This window comes from Muricauda sp. SCSIO 65647, assembly GCF_021534965.1.
Lineage (GTDB): Bacteria > Bacteroidota > Bacteroidia > Flavobacteriales > Flavobacteriaceae > Flagellimonas_A.
Genome location: NZ_CP091037.1, coordinates 3,129,390 through 3,148,139, shown reverse-complemented (window position 1 = coordinate 3,148,139; position 18,750 = coordinate 3,129,390). Strand labels below are relative to the sequence as shown.

Annotated in this window: 12 protein-coding genes; 8 read left to right on the top strand and 4 right to left on the bottom strand. The window is 39.6% G+C overall.

The features are described 5' to 3' along the window. Positions 1-156 precede the first annotated feature (156 nt). Genes L0P89_RS13970 through L0P89_RS13960 form a run of 3 tightly spaced genes read right to left on the bottom strand, consistent with a single transcriptional unit; the run spans position 157 to position 3,117 of the window. A complete protein-coding gene (locus L0P89_RS13970) occupies positions 157-1,158 on the bottom strand; it encodes a nucleoside hydrolase (protein ID WP_235265729.1) in 1,002 nt (333 codons plus the stop codon). Between the two features lie 26 nt (positions 1,159-1,184). Then, positions 1,185-2,111 (bottom strand): ribokinase, encoded by a 927-nt coding sequence (rbsK, locus tag L0P89_RS13965; protein WP_235265728.1) that lies wholly within the window; start codon positions 2,109-2,111, stop codon positions 1,185-1,187. A gap of 1 nt (position 2,112) precedes the next feature. Then, positions 2,113-3,117, bottom strand: a complete 1,005-nt coding sequence (locus tag L0P89_RS13960; protein ID WP_235265727.1) for a GRP family sugar transporter — start codon at positions 3,115-3,117, stop codon at positions 2,113-2,115. Between the two features lie 412 nt (positions 3,118-3,529). Between L0P89_RS13960 and L0P89_RS13955 the strand changes: the two genes are divergently transcribed. Next, the gene (locus tag L0P89_RS13955; RefSeq protein ID WP_235265726.1) at positions 3,530-4,141 is read left to right on the top strand and encodes an RNA polymerase sigma factor; all 612 of its coding nucleotides are present in this window, start codon (positions 3,530-3,532) and stop codon (positions 4,139-4,141) included. Between the two features lie 186 nt (positions 4,142-4,327). On the opposite strand, the gene L0P89_RS13950 is transcribed toward L0P89_RS13955, so the two are convergent. Next, the gene (locus L0P89_RS13950; RefSeq protein ID WP_235265725.1) at positions 4,328-4,897 is read right to left on the bottom strand and encodes an RNA polymerase sigma factor; all 570 of its coding nucleotides are present in this window, start codon (positions 4,895-4,897) and stop codon (positions 4,328-4,330) included. Between the two features lie 107 nt (positions 4,898-5,004). Here L0P89_RS13950 and L0P89_RS13945 point away from each other — a divergent pair, with 107 nt between their 5' ends. From L0P89_RS13945 to L0P89_RS13915, 7 genes are all read left to right on the top strand, one after another. Next, positions 5,005-6,159 (top strand): FecR family protein, encoded by a 1,155-nt coding sequence (locus L0P89_RS13945; protein ID WP_235265724.1) that lies wholly within the window; start codon positions 5,005-5,007, stop codon positions 6,157-6,159. Between the two features lie 170 nt (positions 6,160-6,329). Beyond that, positions 6,330-9,668, top strand: coding sequence for a TonB-dependent receptor (locus L0P89_RS13940; RefSeq protein WP_235265723.1), 3,339 nt, complete (start codon positions 6,330-6,332; stop codon positions 9,666-9,668). Between the two features lie 10 nt (positions 9,669-9,678). Then, positions 9,679-11,106, top strand: coding sequence for a RagB/SusD family nutrient uptake outer membrane protein (locus tag L0P89_RS13935; protein WP_235265722.1), 1,428 nt, complete (start codon positions 9,679-9,681; stop codon positions 11,104-11,106). A 209-nt stretch (positions 11,107-11,315) separates the two neighbouring features. Beyond that, positions 11,316-12,200: an ABC transporter ATP-binding protein gene (locus tag L0P89_RS13930; protein ID WP_235265721.1), complete on the top strand. Its 885-nt coding sequence runs from the start codon at positions 11,316-11,318 to the stop codon at positions 12,198-12,200. 19 nt (positions 12,201-12,219) lie between these two features. Beyond that, positions 12,220-15,813: an ABC transporter permease/M1 family aminopeptidase gene (locus L0P89_RS13925; protein WP_235265720.1), complete on the top strand. Its 3,594-nt coding sequence runs from the start codon at positions 12,220-12,222 to the stop codon at positions 15,811-15,813. Between the two features lie 298 nt (positions 15,814-16,111). Then, positions 16,112-17,491 carry a tryptophanase gene (locus L0P89_RS13920; protein ID WP_235265719.1) on the top strand — a complete coding sequence of 460 codons (1,380 nt, stop codon included), beginning with the start codon at positions 16,112-16,114 and terminating at the stop codon, positions 17,489-17,491. Between the two features lie 509 nt (positions 17,492-18,000). Then, a complete protein-coding gene (locus tag L0P89_RS13915; protein ID WP_235265718.1) occupies positions 18,001-18,741 on the top strand; it encodes a tyrosine-protein phosphatase in 741 nt (246 codons plus the stop codon). Positions 18,742-18,750: the final 9 nt, after the last annotated feature.

Sequence of the window (18,750 nt, the reverse complement as noted above, 5' to 3'; positions counted from 1 at the left end):
TTTCCATTGTATTTATTTGCAATAAATTTTCAAGACTTTAGTGTAGAGGTTAGAAAGGAAGATTTTTCGTTTTTGTCGGTTTCGAGGCGGAATAGGTTTAAAGTCAATCTCCGGCCTAACGAGAAGCTTCTTTTCACGCTCCCAAAAGTGTTTTTATCAATTGAATTTATTTAGCCCGTTGTAAAAATCCTTAATGATGTTTTCTTTGTCAAAATCCTCCCAGATTATAATCTTTCTGGAATTTTCCGGTCGTTCAATCCATACTTTATCAACCATGACCGGACATGGAATCTCGGTAGCGCGTGCCCATTCAGGATTCTTGACAATGGCAACCGCAGCCATATCAAAAAGTGATCTGGTAGGCGGGTCACTGTGATAATCAATATGGGTGAACAGGTTTACGGAATAATCCCCAAAATTGTCAAATCTATCCCCATGCCTACCTACAATGGGAGTCTTTGCCTTTGGCCCAAGTCCCGGCATTTTGGTGTTTATTTCTTCTTGGGTAACACGAACCGCATCTGTGCCGGAAGGTTTTCCGTATCTAACGGTGACCATCTCGAACGGTATATCAGTATTCAGGACATAGTTCATTGACTCAATATCATTGTCCAGATTGTATTCTCCTGAATCTGGATAGTTTGCACCAAGCCATACCAAACGGATATTATTTACTATTGAGGGGTCTTTCTTTAAAGCCAAAGCAACGTTGGTCAACTTACCAACGGCTAAGACCACCAATTTCTCCCGTGTATGTTTTTTCGCCTCGGAAATAATAAAATCTACAGCCTTGTATCCATCAAAGGATCCTTTTTTCAAGTCGTCCTTTATTTCAGAAAAGGATTTGTTGGCCCCTTTTATCAAGGGTATTTTTTGTTCTACATTGAAAAGTTTCATGATGCGTTCCGCTTCATCATAATGACCGTCAATGGCCCCACCATTACGTGTCGCATTCACCGTAATGGCTTTGATGTCGAAATACTCCTGATTGGAAAAAAGATAGGCCAAGGCATGTTGGTCATCAAGCTCATTGTTGGCATCGGTATCAAAAATAACTGCCAGCTTTTGAGTTTGGTGTTCAACCCCGGCCCTACTGCTAACAGCACCACATGAGATTAAAACATATGAAATAAGGAAAAAGCTCATTGATGTTCTCATATTGTTAGGGTATTACTTTAGGTTCGTTATTTTGAATATTCACGTTCTTTTAGAAAATTGTCTATTTCAGCGTTTGTGGGAATTGAAGGTTGTGCACCTTCTTTAGTAACTGAAAGTGCTGCGGCCGCAGTTGCAAAACTTATTGACTCTGGTAGCGATTTGTCGTTGGTTATGCCTACGGCCAATGTACCATTGAATACATCTCCTGCCGCCGTCGTATCTACGGATTTGGTCTTAAAAGCGGGGAAATGACAAATGCTTTTTTTGTTGCACAGAAGACTGCCATTTTCTCCTAAAGTGACGATTACGTTCGAAACACCCTTCTTCAAGAGATCTTTGGCTGCTTTTTCTGCCGATATTAAATCTTCCACCTTTATCCCGGTCAATATACTTGCTTCCGTCTCATTCGGTGTAATGAGCCAAACCCTTTTTAACAGGTCTTTATTCAATCTTCGCGCTGGCGCTGGATTCAATATGAGTTTTACATTGTTTTGAAAGGCAATACTCGCGATATATCCGACGGTTTCCAGAGGAGTTTCCAATTGCAGTAGAACCACTTTTGAATTCTTAATAAGATGCGTAAACGGTTCTATATCCTTTGGCATAAGCTTCATGTTGGCACCAGAGGCCACGGCAATTGAATTTTCACCTTTTTCGGATACAAAAATTTGGGCAATTCCTGTAGGTTCGCTAGCATCGGTCAAAATAAGTTCCGTTCGAAAACCCTCATTTTTAAAGTAGGTTTTCATATTCTCACCGAAAAGATCGTCGCCCACTTTGGCTATGTACGACACATCACCTCCAGAACGGATTGATGCCACCGCTTGATTGGCTCCCTTGCCTCCAAACACCATACTTGATTTTCCACCCAAAACGGTTTCACCAATTTCAGGAATCTTTGGCACGGAAATCACCAAGTCCATATTTGAGCTTCCTACTACAACTAATTTCATATTAGGCTACTTTAGCATATATTATTAAACCTAGACCTACAATAAAGCAAATAAACATAGCCGTAATCAACCAACTCTTGGATTTGGGCAGGTCTTCAAGTTCCTTCCAAATAAAAACTCCCCAAAGGGCAGCTACCATTGTCGCCCCCTGACCTAGGCCATAAGCTATGGCCGGTCCCGCTTGTTCGGAAGCGATTATACTGAAAGACATTCCCAAACCCCAAATGATACCACCCAAAACACCAATAAAATGCAGTTTTAAATTCCCTTTGGTCAAATAATCCCTATAACTAACCGGTGTACCAGTAATAGGCTTGTACATATTTATGGTATTGAATAGAAAATTGGAAATCAAAATACCTATTGAAAAAATGACCAAAGCGGTATATGGCGTTAATTTTCCAATTTCAGGAGTCACAAAATCAAAAGACATCGATTGAGCTACATATTTGTAAAAAAAGCCCATGGCAATACCTGCAAGAAGGGAGATTAGAATTCCCTTTCTAGTGGTCTTTCCCTGTTCCTTAAGAGTTTTTTTATATGCGTATGCATCTAAAATTATAGCCCCCACGACGAATAATACGCCGGTAAATAAGATGAACGGATTCCCTTCAGGGCTGTACATAAAATTTGTGATTACCCCTAAAACCAAAGCAATACCGATACCTACTGGAAATGCAACCGCCATACCGGTCAAGTCAATAGCTATGACAAGCAATAAATTGGCAAAGTTGAAGATGATACCGCCCAGTAGTGCATAACCTAGGTATTTTGTTTCAGCTTGCCCAAGATCAATCAAAAAGCTTCTTCCCTCATCGCCAATGGAACCCATTGTAAATGCCAACAGTAGTGTAATGATTAGAATTCCGAAAGAATAATCCCAGTAAAAAAGTTGAAAGGGCCATTTTTGACTTAAAAGTTTCTGAGTGTTCGCCCAAGACCCCCAACAAAGCATAGTAATTACACATAGAAAGACAGCGACGTAATAATTTTCAATAATATACACTACAAATTGTGTTTAGCTGTTTTTTGGTTTAAACCTAATTGTCCAATGATTTGTTCAAATATGTCCTGTAAGCTGGTTCTTTTCATCAGCCCATTCGGCAATAGTACTAAGCATGCTTTGGTCAATGCTCTTGGCCAACCATTCCCCATCATACGAAATGCCATGCTGCTTCAATACATCTACAGGTACCCCATTCCACACCCTGTCCTATTATTACCGTGCGTCTTCCATTTCATTCAGATTGAGTTATTTTTCCATGTATTCAATCATCAGATTTTCCAATTTTTTTCGGCAATTATTTAGGTTTCTTATTTATAAACAGGACGAAGCTGATTTATGATTCCCCCGATTTTTAATATTATTTTTTTATTATTGACATATTATTGCATTCTATATTCTCAATTCAATAAAAATGGCAGAGACTTTTTCCAATAACATTTTTTTGATTGAACGACTTAAAAATGGGGACGAGACTGCTTACACATATTTGGTAGATACCCATCATCAAAGACTTTGCACTTTTGCAAACAGTTTGGTCAATGACAGTCATCAGGCACAGGATATTGTACAAAATGTTTTTTTGGGGCTTTGGAGAAAGCGAAAAGGATTACCTGATGATTTTAATATCAGAAGTTTTCTTTCCAGTTCTGTGTACAATGAATTCATTGACCAATACAGAAAGAACCAATCTCTTTTAGCTTTGGAAAAAAAGTACATAGAAGCCCTTCAATTGGCGAATGAAGAGAAGGATTCTGAAACCATAGAACAACTAGTGAGCATAGTAAAAGAAGAAATTAAGGCCCTGCCTCCAAAATGTAAACAAGTTTTTGTACTGAGCAGACAGGAAGGCCTCACCAATATTGAAATATCTGAATACTTAAAGATTTCCATAAAAACCGTAGAAGGTCACATCACAAGGGCTTTTTCAATTTTGCGCAAAAAAGTAGGAGATAAAACTGATATGCTTTTGTTTCTTCTGTTTGGGTTAAACAGAAAACTAAACCAGTACATTCTTAAAGAATAATATTGCGAACTTGTTATACTTACAGCAAGGAAAATGAAAGAAATTGCCAATGTGATCCCTGAATTGGATATCGGACAAACCTGAAAAAACTTGAGCCTAAGTTATTGTCAAAAGTGTCTTGAAAAAGGCCTATGAACGAAACTACTGAAGAGACCAAGAATGGAACGCTTGGGCAGAGGAGAAGTTCTATCGTACAACCGCCTCTTTGTTAACGCTCATACAACTTCTAATTAGCTTATAAGCTCTTGAAATATGCCCTTCGATTGTTTTTTCGGAGATTTTTAGATCAGAGGCAATCTGGGTATATTTTTTTCCGGTTATCTTTTTCGCTATAAAAACAGTTTTACATCTAGTGGGCAGTTGTTCAATGCATTCGTCCAATTTCTTTAGGCGTCTATTCTGTTCTCCTTGATCAAGGTTTATGGCGCGCACCAGTGCTGTGTGAAGATAGGAAGACAACATTTCGTCATGCTTTTTAGAACTCCTAAAGGTATCCATCAATTTATTGTGAACCGTCCTGTACAAATAACTCTTGATCGATGAAGTAATATGAATCGTATTTCTTTTTGACCATAAGGTCATAAATGTATCCTGAACAATATCCTCGATTTTTTCCTTATCAGAAGTGTAACTGAGCAAGTACACACACAGTCTTTCATAATAATCGCAATATATGGTTTCAAAGACCCTTTGATCCCCTTTTTTTAAGGCCTTCAATACCATATTCAAATCCTTTTCCCTATGCTTCTTTATCAAAATGACCAATGCTTCACTTAACGCAAATTTTGTTAAAATTTTATAAAAAACTAAATTATTTCAGGGGGTTTTCAAAGTTTTTGCGTCATAGAGGAAAATTACCCGAGGTGGATAATAGCAAAATAGACGGACTAATAGTCAAACTTATTGAGAACAGCATTTCTGAAAAGGAAGCCAATATTTTGAAGGAATGGCTTCAAAATGAAGACAATGCCACTTATTTTAACGAGTTTATCGAAATTAACCACTTAATAAATTCAAAAACCAAATTTGATCACAGACGGCCACTACTAGAAATTAAGGAGGAAATCGATAACCGGAAAACCAAAAAAATTCCTGCTATTTTCAAATATGCCATTGCAGCGTCAATCTTGGCATTGATTTCCATTTCTTTTTTCCTTACCACCAATAATAACGACCCTATTGACGCCCCCAGTACGATAACCAATACCATTGAAATTGGCACGGATAAAGCCATATTGACTTTAGCGGACGGTTCGAATATTGAGTTGAAAAAAGGTGCTGCATATTCCGATTCAAATGTAACTGTGGAAAATGAAAAATTGATGTACACCAAACAGGAACGGGAAAAGTCGGTTTCAGAAATGGAGTACAACTTTTTGACCGTGCCCAGGGGCGGGCAGTTTTTTGTTCAGCTATCGGACGGCACCCAAGTTTGGCTCAATTCAGAATCAAGATTAAAGTACCCCACCGGCTTTGTTGATGGGCAAGCTCGAAATGTTGAACTGCTCTATGGAGAGGCTTACTTTGATGTTTCACCGAGTTCCAAACACGAAGGCTCTGTGTTCAAGGTACATACGGGCATGCAAGAAATCGAGGTTTTGGGTACGGAATTCAACATTAAGGCCTATGAAGACGAAAATTATATCTACACTACGCTGATAGAGGGAAAAGTGACCGTTGACAATACTATTAAGAAAGAAATCTTACATCCTGGAAAACAGTCTGTTCTGAATGTTGAAACTCGCGACATACAAATCGCCGAGGTCGATGTTCATTCTGAAATAGCATGGAAAAGAGGGCTTTTTAATTTCAAGAATAAATCATTGAAAGAAATTATGAAAGTGTTGTCTAGATGGTATGATGTAGAGGTGGTTTTCGTGAACAAAGAACTGGAGAAGATTGCTTTCAAGGGAGTGTTACGGAAAAATCAAAACATTGAAGAAATACTATCGCTAATAAAAACCACAAATTTCATAACAGACTATGAGATACAAGACAAGAAAATTCTAATAAAATAATGCAAAGGTAAAGGGAACAAAGTTCAGACTCTGCAAAGTATAAAGCTTCATTCCCTTTTAGTGCTATTGATCAATTAAAATGTATAACCCAACCAATAACGTCCAAATTTATGGAAATTAAGTCAAACCCTGTTCTTTTCAATTTTGGAAAGAAACTGCCAACCATCTTTATGAAAACCTTGATTTTTCTGTGTTGTACTGCGGTTTTCAGTATTGTTCCAAAACATGTTCTATCTCAAAATGCCAAAATCAGAATAGATACAGATAAAGAGTTTACCGTTGATGAAGTCTTTGATCTTATCATGGAGCAGACCGATTATACTTTTATCTATCAGGTTGATGCTTTTGAAAATTATCCGAAAGTTCACTTAAAGAAGGGTATCATTGAGGCTGATGATTTACTGCAAAAAAGCCTTTCGAAAGGTGAATTCGAGTTTCGTTTCACCTCCAATAATACCATAGTGGTAAAAAGAAAATCGAAACAAGTATTATCCGAACCCGCTCAACAGACATTTAAAATTCAAGGGAAGATTATTGATAAAGACGGTCAACCCTTGCCAGGAATAACAGTTATCATCAGTAAATACCCTCCAACAAAAAATGCTGCGCCTTCCAAGGACTTTTTAATAAGAGGCACTGCTACAGATTTTGATGGTAGTTTTGAAATAGAGGCAGAATTGAACCACTACTTAATAGCCACTGCCATCGGTTATGAAAACCATGTAGAAAGAATAAGCACCGAACAGACCACGTACACCATTACACTAAAGGAATCATTGAGTAAATTAAACGAGGTGGTCATAGTTGGTTATGGAGCGGTTAAAAAGAAAGACCTCACTGGAAGCATATCAAACATAAAGGGGAGCGAGCTGGTTGCCAATGCCGTGAGTGCACCTACTGTAGACGAAATGTTGTCCGGTAGGCTTTCTGGGGTTTTTGTCACCCAGAATTCCGGTGCTCCCGGTGCTGGCGCAACAATTAATATCAGAGGGTTGAGTTCCATCAACGGAGACAACCAACCACTGTATGTCATTGATGGGGTTCCCATAGTTATTACACCAAGGGATGCCGGATCGCTGAGCGTAGAACGGGAAAACCCCCTACTGGCCATCCCCCCGCGTGATATTGAAAGTGTAGATATCCTCAAGGATGCCTCTTCGGCAGCGATTTACGGGGCAAGGGCCGCCAACGGTGTGGTAATCGTTACCACTAAACGAGGGCGGAAGAATCAAGACGCTAAATTGAACGTAGATTATAATTACGCCCTACAAACGCCGGTCAATACCTATGAGGTTCTGGATACTGAAGGCTATGCCCAATATGTTAGGGCCATCGACCCAAATACCGGTATAACCATAGGGGAAGCCGATACAGATTGGTTCGATGAAATCTTGAATACCAATGCAGGTATGCATAACCTGAATGTAGGGGTTTCGGGTGGAACGACAACCTCGAATTATGCACTTTCCGGTTCGCTGCTAAGGCAAGATGGCATCATCAAAAGGTCGGGCCTTGATCGATACGGTATTCGTGGTACCATTGACAACGATTTGCTCAACAGAACCATTAAAATAGGAGCCACACTATCTTACAATTATAGCGAGAACGACCTTGCAGGCATACAGTTGTTCGACGTTATTGGATTTAGACCTGACATCCCGATACGTGACGAAACAGGAAACTTCGTCAGTGGCGTTACGGGCGGTGGGTTTCCCATTGGCAATCCAGTAGCCGATAACCAGGCCGACATTACCGCTTTTTCAAGAAACCTATTGGCAAACGGTTACATTGATCTAAAACTGGCCAAAGGCCTGCATGCCAAAAGCTCGTTGAGTATAAGCGATCTCTCGAACAATACCGAAAGCTTTAAACAGACCTTTAATACCGAGGGACTCTTTTTGAATGGTGGAGTCAAAGATCTGAGTCGTTTTTCCAACAGGACGACCACCTTTGAGAACACTTTGACGTATGATGCCAAATTAGGTGAAAATCATACGTTGAATGTATTGGGCGGAATCTCTTGGAACAGAATCATCAATGAAACCTTTAATTCCCGCTTTGTGGGATTTACAGACAATGATCTTACCAATATTGGCAGTGGTACCTTTAGTTCTGGTAACGAAACCAAAGACGATTATGGTCTTAATTCTCTCTTTGGCAGATTGAACTATAGTTTTGCCGATAAATATTTGTTGACCCTGACCGCACGATCCGATGGGTCATCTAAATTTGGGCCCAACAACCAACGCGGTTTTTTCCCCTCCGGCGCCTTGGCCTGGAAAATTCATAACGAAAATTTCCTGAAGGATTCCCAGTTGATCAATCAACTCAAGCTACGTATTAGTGCAGGAAGAACTGGTCTTGATAATCTTCCAGGGTTCTTGTATCAACCTTTCTTCGTTTCAGACCCAACGACAAATTACGTTGATGACAATGGTCTAAAACCTACCAATGTACCCAATCCCAATATTAAATGGGAAACCACAGATCAGTTCGATATCGGACTCGATTTTGGCCTGTTCAACGATCGTTTGTATGGAACGCTAGGCTACTATACCAAGTACACAAAAGATTTACTATTGTTCGCTCCCATATCGCCTGAACTCGGTTTTTCACGTCAATATGCCAATGTAGGAGAAGTAAGCAACAAAGGATGGGAAGTTGAAATTGGTGGACGCCTTTTCGATAATAGGGATTTTAAGTGGAATACCAATTTCAATATCTCAGGATACAAGAATGTGGTTGAAAAGCTAAACGAGGGCACGCCCACCATCAATGGTCCAAATTCAAGGGTCATCGAAGGAGAAGCGTTGGGCAGTATACGGGCACATAAGGTTGAAGGGTTTATACAGAACCAGGCCGAATTGGATGCCCTGAATGCGGCATCCCCAACCGGTTTTTATCAGAATACCACCACTGGGGTCGGTGACTATAAGTTTAAGGATATCAATGGTGATAATGTCATAAATGCTGATGACACCGAAATAATAGGCAATGTACAACCTGATGTCTTTGGTGGATGGAACAATAGAATGAGTTTTAAGAGCTTTGAATTTTCGTTTCTTTTTCAATTTTCCTTTGGTAACTATAAACGATGGAACGCGGCACAGTTCTACATTTTGCCCAATGTGAACACCAATACATTTGCCGATGTTTTTGATCAGACATGGTCAGCAAACAATAGGGATGCCCAGTACCCGGCATTGGGAAGTCAAGATCCAGGGGGTAATTTCAGGGATTCGGACCGCCTTTATTATGATGCATCGTTCATACGTTTTAAAAACTGGCAATTGGCCTATAACCTACCTACTTCTGTTATAGAAAAGGCCCATCTAAAAAGTGTTAGGGTGTTTATGGCTATGAACAATGTATTTACGATAACCAGTTATCCGGGCTTAGATCCAGAATCCACTTCCGCAACCGGTGTTGATTCGTTCAACAATAATCAGGACAATGACCTATATCCTCTCGCTAGGACAACATCTTTCGGCATAATTCTAAATTTTTGAATCATAACCCATGAAAAATATATATAATCACATATCGATACTTTTGATGCTATGTTGTGCCTTCTCCTGTGAAGTTGCCAATGACCTGGACTCTTTTGAGCCCGAATTTGTTTTGGATGCAGAAAATGCCATAAAAGATGCCAATTCTGCAGAAAGCGCATTGACAGGAATTTACGCTGTGATGTGGTCACCTACATTAAGTTCTGTGGCTGTGGCCAATGTAAGAATGGGAATTACAGTTTCCAGTCTTTTTGGACCCGATGAATTTGATGTGAACAACCCCTCCGTAGACAATGGAACGGTTGCTCAGTTCTATACCATCTCTTATGATGTGATCAATCGATGTAATTGGGTCATAGATAGGGTATCCCAATTATCGGATAGCGACGGATTTACTGGAAACCGCCGAATGGAAATCATTGCTGAAGCCAAGTTCTTTAGAGCCTTGTTCAATTTTTACCTATTAAGAAGATATGGCCAGTTTTACGATTTGGATTCAGAATATGGCATCGTGTTAAAAACAACGCCATCATTGGAATCCGTAGCTGAGCCTCGAAGTACCGTAGGGCAATCGTACGACCTTATTTTAAGCGATTTGGATGATGCCATTGCCAACGTCGCCCCTACTACCGATCCTTACTATGTGGGTACCTCTCTGGCAAAGGGAATGAAAGCAAAAGTCTTGCTGTATATGGGTGATTTTGATGCTGCGGCAGATTTGGCCAAAGAAGTCATCGATAACACCTCCGATATTTTTGAACTCGAACAGATCTATCAAAATATATTTGTCGAGGATTTTAACTCCAAAGAAGTGTTGTACGCTCCTTTTTCAAGAACCCCCGACCAGGCCATCCTTACTGGGGTTCAGTACACCTTTGCCTTTTCGGCATCACCATCATTTTTTGAGATCGCAGAGAACGCTACCGTTATTGGCGGATTTCCATTCCCGCATGATAATCTGGCCGTGCCCATAGCCCGAACAAATTATATGCGCCTGCCCTTGGGGGCTTTTGGTGACAAGATCGGAAAATTTCTAAATTTTGGAGATCAGGTCGACACCCAATTTCATTTGCGATTGGCAGAAGTGTATTTGATTCACGCAGAAGCAGAGGCTCGTAAAACAGGGGGAAATATCATAGAAGCACTCGGGTCTTTGAACACTATTCGGCTAAGGGGGCTTGCAATTCCTTATCCTCCTTTGGTGACCAAAGAACAATTATTGGAGCTTGTACGGATTGAAAAGATTATTGAATTGGCCGTTGAGGGTGGGGAAGAATTTTTTGATATGATTCGATATGAAAACCTTGATGAAACCGGTGCATTCAAGGTGGTCGATCAAAAATCCGTGGCATCAGACCCCAACAAATATATCTGGCCCATACCACGGGTAAGTGTCGAGGTTTCCAACGGTCTTGTAAAACAAAATCCAGGCTATTGACGCCATCAAAGAATCCCGACACCCAAAAACCCATTTTTTAAAATTGAAGTATTTGAATTAGCTATTGGTCGGCATTAGATCATAGAAAAGGGTTGCTGTAGCCAACAACAACACTTTAATCTAATGCCAGACCACTTCAACAAAAGCATTTGAAAAGAAGATTTTACCGAAAATTATAACAGCTAAGAGAGCTATAAAAAATAGATTTCATGAGTACATTGAAAATAACAGATCTGTCGAAAACATACCCCAATGGCGTAAAGGCATTGAACAATATCAATTTGGAACTGCAAAATGGAATGTTTGGCCTATTGGGGCCGAACGGAGCAGGAAAATCATCGTTGATGCGCACATTGGCCACGCTACAAGACGCCGATACTGGGAGTGCCGCCTTAGACAATATTGACATCTTTAATGAACCCGAAGAATTGCGAAAAGTACTGGGCTACCTACCCCAAGAGTTTGGTGTTTACCCTAGAATAACCGCAGAGCAATTACTGGATCATATGGCCATATTGAAGGGAATTACAAAATCTTCTGAACGGAAAGAACTGGTAAAATACCTGCTCAACAAAGTCAATTTATACGATAAGAGAAATAAGAGTGTAAAACGGTTTTCTGGAGGAATGAAACAACGTGTTGGAATTGCGCAGGCATTGATAGGCGACCCCAAACTCATTATTGTGGACGAGCCAACAGCCGGTTTGGATCCAGGGGAGCGAAATCGTTTTTACAATCTATTGGCTGATGTAGGACGAGAAGTAATTGTAATCCTTTCAACACACATTGTTGATGACGTGCGAGAACTATGCACAAAAATGGCAATTATGAATGTTGGGGAAATTGTGTTTCAAGGTGCCCCACAAAAGGCAATCGACGAATTGCAAGGCAAGGTGTACCAAAAAATCGTTTCTCGAGAAAAATTGAAGGAATACGAACATGAATATTCGATCATCTCAAACAAAATGGTCGGTGGTCAACCCTTGATTCATGTTTTTAGCGAGAGTCATCCAGAAAACGGTTTTGAAGAAGTAGCGCCAAATCTTGAAGATGTCTTCTTTTCAAGAATAAATACGGCCAACACCCTTGTATAAAATCCAATCCCAATCAATTATGCTTAAAACGTTCTTTCTTTCAGAAATAAAATATGTGCTAAAACAGCCTTTGGTATATATCTTTTTTGGGTTATTTGCCCTACTTGCTTTTGGGGGCGTATCTAGTGATAGCATCACCATTGGTGGCTCGGTGGGCAATGTTTTGAGAAACGCTCCGCATGTCATCACCATATATACCACTGTAATGACAATTTTTGGATTATTGGTGGCCACTGCATTTTTTAACAATGCCGCCCTACGCGACCATAACAATGAATTCAACGAAATTCTTTTTTCAACTCCCATTAGTAAACCGGGATACTTTTTTGGACGCTTTTTTGGGGCATTGATACTGGCCACCATTCCCTTATTGGGTGTATTCATAGGCTTCATTATGGGTGCCTTTATATCTCCGATTGTAGGTTGGATTCCTCCAGAACGTTTTGGGGCATTTCATTTAAATACCTTTATAAACAATTATTTTTTGTTCATTCTACCGAATATGTTCATTGCCGGGGCCATCATTTATGCTTTGGCCAATAAGTGGAAAAGCTCGATTATTTCATTCGTAGGCACACTGATCATAATTATGGCGTATGTTATTTCGGGGAGGCTGATGTCGGATATTGACAATGAGATTATAGGCGCACTTACTGACATTTTTGGGACACGAACATATGGCCTTTCCGCAAAATATTATACTGCTGCAGAAAAGAACACTTTAAATCCAGGATTTTCAGGATTGCTTTTGGTCAATAGAGTTTTTTGGATTGCCATGGGCATTCTCATTTTAGCAATATCGTTTGTAGGCTTTTCGTTTAAAGAGAAGAACAAAAAGGTGAAAATTGAGAAGGCCGGAAAGCAGCAGAAGGACTTGGCTGCCATTGTCAAACCAAAAACGAGTCAAGCATATGCCGGCCACATCGGTTGGAGGCAGTTCAAGAGTTTCTTCAAGATTAGCTTTCTCAGTATAATTAAGAGCACCACACTAAGAATACTGTTCATCTTCAGCGCCATTATGCTCATTGTTGGTCTATACGGAGGCTACGATTATTATGGGCTTCAATCATATCCGCTGACGTATAAGTTATTGGATTCCATAGATAACAATGCTTCTTTGTTTATGATGATCATATTGGTTTTCTTCAGCGGTGAAATCATTTGGCGAGACCGTTCCCATAAGATCAATGAAGTCATAGACGCTACGCCCCATGCCTCGTTTATTTCACTTTTGGCAAAGACTCTATCCTTAGTGGCTACCTTAACTGTGCTACATGCGATTTTTGTTGTATATGGTGTTATGTACCAATTGTTTCAAGGGTATACACGAATAGAATTGAATGTGTATTTCTTGGATTTCTTGTACACAAAACTCCCTCAATATCTTACCTGGAGCGGTATTTTGGTTCTCGTACAAGTGGTATTGAACAATAGATATATGGGATACTTTGTGTCCTTATTGGTCATTTTTATTTGGGAATTGGCCCTGACCATTTTTGACATCGAAAGCAATATGTTGGCCGTTGGGGGGGCTCCGGCACTTTTGTATTCTGATATGAATTCTTTTGGTCCTGGACTTTTAGGGGCTATGTGGTTCAACCTGTATTGGATAATGTTCGCCCTGCTTTGTCTTATTTTGGCAGGAATACTATGGAATAGGGGTACTGGTAAAACCTTATTGGAGCGAATAAAGGTGATCAGAAAACAAATTTCAAGGCCATATGGCGTTTTTGCGGGTGCGGCGCTCTTGGTTTGGATACTTATTGCGGGGTTCGTGTATTACAATACCCAGATTCTAAATCCGTACGATACCCAAGATGAATCCGACCTACAACTTGTCACCTTTGAGAAAAAATATAAGAAATACGAAAATACGGATCACCTTAAGCTAACTAAGGCCAAATACTTTATCGATATCTTCCCAAATCAAAGGGATGTGAAAACCAAAACACTATGGGAGCTTACCAATGAAACAAAGGTTACCATTGATTCGTTACATTTCATTACCAATGAAGATTGGCATACCGAATTCAAAATTCCGGATGCCGAATTGGTATTGGAAGACGAAACCTATGGGTACTTAATCTATAAATTAAATACCCCGGTTAATCCTGGTGAAACCATTGCAATAGAGATTGCTGGCAGCTTTGTTACCCAAGGGTTTAGAAATAACTTGGCTGGTATCGACGCAAAAGTTATAAAAAACGGCACGTTCTTTAACAATTTTAATTTTTCACCATCTATTGGCTACAGCCCCAATATGGAATTAAGCGACCCCAATAAACGCAAAAAACATGGTTTGCCCGTAAAGAAAGTAATGCCGCAATTGGCAAAGGATTCCACCAAACATCACATGATGAATTATCTAAGTGAAGGGCGTTCCGATTTTATCCCTATAGAAAGCGTTATCTCCACTGCCAGTGATCAAACGGCGATAGCACCTGGATCTCTGATAAGGAAATGGAATGAAAACGGCAGAAGCTACTTTCACTATAAGTTAGATTATCCATCGCAACACTTCTACTCTTTTGTTTCAGGAAGATATGAAAAGGCCACACGTAAATGGAATGGAATCGATATCGAGGTGTATCATGACAAGAAACACAATCAGAATATTGAAATGATGTTGAATGCCATAGAGAACGCCTTGGATTATTATACCAAAAACTATGGTCCATATCAACATAGGCAATGTCGCATTATTGAATTTCCGCGCTATAGCACCTTTGCACAGGCCTATCCTGGCACCATGCCCTATGCAGAATCTTTCGGGTTTGTAGTTGATTTAGAAGACAAAACAAAAAACAACATCATAGATGCGGTCATAGCACACGAAATATCACATCAATGGTGGGCGCATCAGTTAGTGGGCGCCAATATGCAAGGAGGCACATTTTTGAGCGAGAGCTTTGCCGAATATTCATCTTTGATGACCATGAGGAATACATCTAAAAGCCCAATGCAAATGCGAGAGTTCATCAAGTACAATCACGACCGTTATCTAAGAGGTCGAAGCGGTGAAAAAAAGAAAGAACTCCCCTTGTACAAAGTAGAGAACCAACAATATGTACATTATGGTAAGGGAAGCATTGTGCTCTATGCCCTTCAGGATTACATTGGTGAGGACAAAGTGAATCTGGCACTGCGTAATTTCTTAAATGAATATAGCTACAAAAAACCACCTTACCCTACTTCCTTGGATTTTCTAGAATATTTAGAACCTCAAATCCCAGATTCCCTAAAATATTTGGTCGATGATTGGTTTAAAGAGATAACATTATATGACAATCGTCTAAAAAATGCCACCTATGAAAAAAAGGGCAAAAACAAATATCGAGTGTCCGTAGACATTGAATCTTACAAAATTAAAGCCGACAGCATCGGGAATGAGACCAAAGTCCCTATGGACGATTGGATTGATATAGGTTTTTTCTTAGACGAGGCCGAAGAACAATTATATCATGAAGAAAGAATCAGAATAAACAAAAATGAGACAAGCCTTAAATTTGAATTGGATTCTTTGCCGGTAAAAGCAGCCATTGACCCGAGAATGTTATTGATTGACAGAATTTATAATGACAACATAAAAAGAATACAAACTGTTGAAGATTAAAATTTTATAGCAATTCTTTATGTAGTCTCCAAGGCCGGTTTTATACCTTTGACACTCTAAATTAGACAACTATTTTTCATAGATGAAATTTAGACCATATTCATTTTGCAATCCATTCCAAAATGTAAAGAATAGGGATTCCTATCCCTATTCTTAAGAGCGTGCACTAAGTCCTCATTTGTGTTTAAGGCTCAAATCATCTTAGATAGGTCTACGGTTGCTTAGTCTTATAAGGGCTTCTTCATTTTTCAGAAAGAACAGTTCAAAACGATTTCAATAACATTTTAAAGACTTTGGTATGGAATTACCTTATATAGAGCCTTATAAAACAAAAATGGTAGAATCTATCAATAGATCTACCGTAGAACAACGAAAGGCATGGATAGAAGAGGCTGGCTATAATCTGTTCAAGCTATCAAGCGATCAGGTCATGATTGATTTATTGACCGACTCAGGAACAGGGGCTATGTCAGATAAACAATGGGCCGAGATTATGCTGGGTGATGAAAGTTATGCGGGATCCAGTTCTTTTATAAAACTGGCAAGTACCGTTAAACAACTTACCGGATTTGAATATTTTATCCCCACCCATCAAGGACGTGCCGCTGAAAACGTACTATTTTCTGCCTTGGTAAAGGAAGGCGACCTGATACCGGGCAATTCACATTTTGACACTACAAAGGGGCATATCGAATTCAGAAAGGCCACGGCCGTCGACTGCACAATTGATGAAGCGTTTGACACATCGGTCTATCATCCGTTTAAGGGAAATCTGGACATTCAAAAATTGGAACATACAATCCGATCCAATACCAAGAAAAAAATTCCATTTGTCCTGATCACGGTTACTTGTAATTCCTCTGGAGGGCAACCCGTTTCAATGCAAAATATTAGGGATGTACATGCGGTTTGCAAACAATATCAAATTCCACTGTACTTCGATTCGGCCAGGTTTGCCGAAAACGCATATTTTATAAAATTGAGGGAAAAAGGATACGAACATAAATCCATTATCGAAATTGTAAGGGAGATGTTTTCTTATGGTGACGGAATGACCATGAGCGCAAAAAAGGACGGTATTGTAAACATGGGTGGGTTTATTGCCTTGAAAAGTCTTGAGATTTACAGAGAATGTATTACTTACAATATCATGTACGAGGGCTTCGTAACCTATGGAGGAATGTCGGGTCGTGATATGGGCGCATTGGCCCAGGGGTTAAACGAAGCGGTCACCCTCGATTATCTCGAAAGTAGAATAAACCAAGTACATTATTTGGGCCAACGTCTAGTCGAGTTTGGTGTACCCGTGCAACAACCTTTTGGAGGACATGCCATTTATTTGGATGCTGACAAGTTTGTGCCCACCATTCCCAAAGGGGAATATCGTGCACAGGCATTGGCCATTGAACTTTATACCGTTGCCGGAATCAGGGGTGTGGAAATCGGTACGATTTTGGCCGACAGAGATCCCGCAACCAGAGAAGACCGCTATCCAAAATTGGAACTGGTCCGTTTGGCCATTCCTAGAAGAACCTACACCCAAGCGCATATGGAGTATGTAGCCGTGGCAATCAAGAAAGTGTACGAAACCCGTAATGAGGCCAAAAAAGGCTATTACATTAAATGGGAAGCCCCTATTATGCGGCACTTTACGGTAGAACTCGAAAAGTTGTCGTAAGTCTTGTTGCGTATAAACAAAAGCAGGGTATTAATTTCAGTATTTCATTGTTGAAAACCAATGAAACCAACGTTTTATGGAACCTTGATCCCGCATTAAAATTTGGTCACCTTTTGAGAAAAATCAATAATCAGAAGATTTGATGGCCTAGCGGTGTACACTTTATGAATTCAATAAAGCGAGCACCAATTTGTACCCCTCCGAAACAGGTATTTTTTGATATTGGATGGAATTAGGAAAAATAAATCACCACAGGATAGTTGCCATCGTTCTGTTCAAAATAAAAAGAGTGTATACGATGGGTTGGTGACCATAAAGATCATAGTAGATCAAAGAACGCGATAGTATACTTCAAGAATGGATTTATGGAAAACAAAGGTTTTCATCTATTTTCCATCTCAAACGCCCTTACTCCTTATTTATGGGCATTTTAAAATAATGTATCGGGAAAGTAGTTTTCATTATACATTATTACCAGAAACCCTACTTTTGCCAAAACTATATAATCGATGTTCAGTTTTTTCCAGAAAAAACACTTTTTGGTTGATTATTTGGAAGGTTTTGTAGATATCCATAACCATATTCTTCCTGGTATCGATGATGGGGCAAAAACTACTGATGACTCCCTTGCCTTGATCAAAGGTTTTGGTGAATTCGGCATCACTGATTTTGTGTGCACCCCCCATATCATGCACAACTATTACGAGAATACTCTAGAGACCATCAAAGATTCGTTCATAACGCTAAAAAAGGAAATGGCTGAAAAAGGAATCACCGATGTTTCGATCGATTTCGCTGCAGAACATATGATCGATGATAATTTTGAGGAAATTCTGAAGAAAAAACAAGTACTGCCCCTACGTAATTATCATCTATTGATAGAAATGTCATTTCTTCAAGCGCCCATTAATTTTCACAGGGCCGTCAAAAAAATAACCTCGGCTGGTTATTACCCTATATTGGCGCATCCTGAACGCTATGCTTTTTTGTATGGAAACTTCCAGAAATATGAAGCCTTCAAAAGAGAAAGCATTTTCTTTCAAGTCAACCTTTTGTCATTAGCGGGATATTATGGCGGTAATGTGAAAAATATGGCCATAAAACTTTTAGATAAAGGTATGATTGATTTCTTGGGGTCAGATGTGCACCATAAAGATCAATTGAAGTTTTTAAAAGATAGTACAATATCTCACAGGATCTTGAAAAAAATCCAGCCCGTAATCGCAAATACTATAGATAATTTCTTTTAAACCGATTTC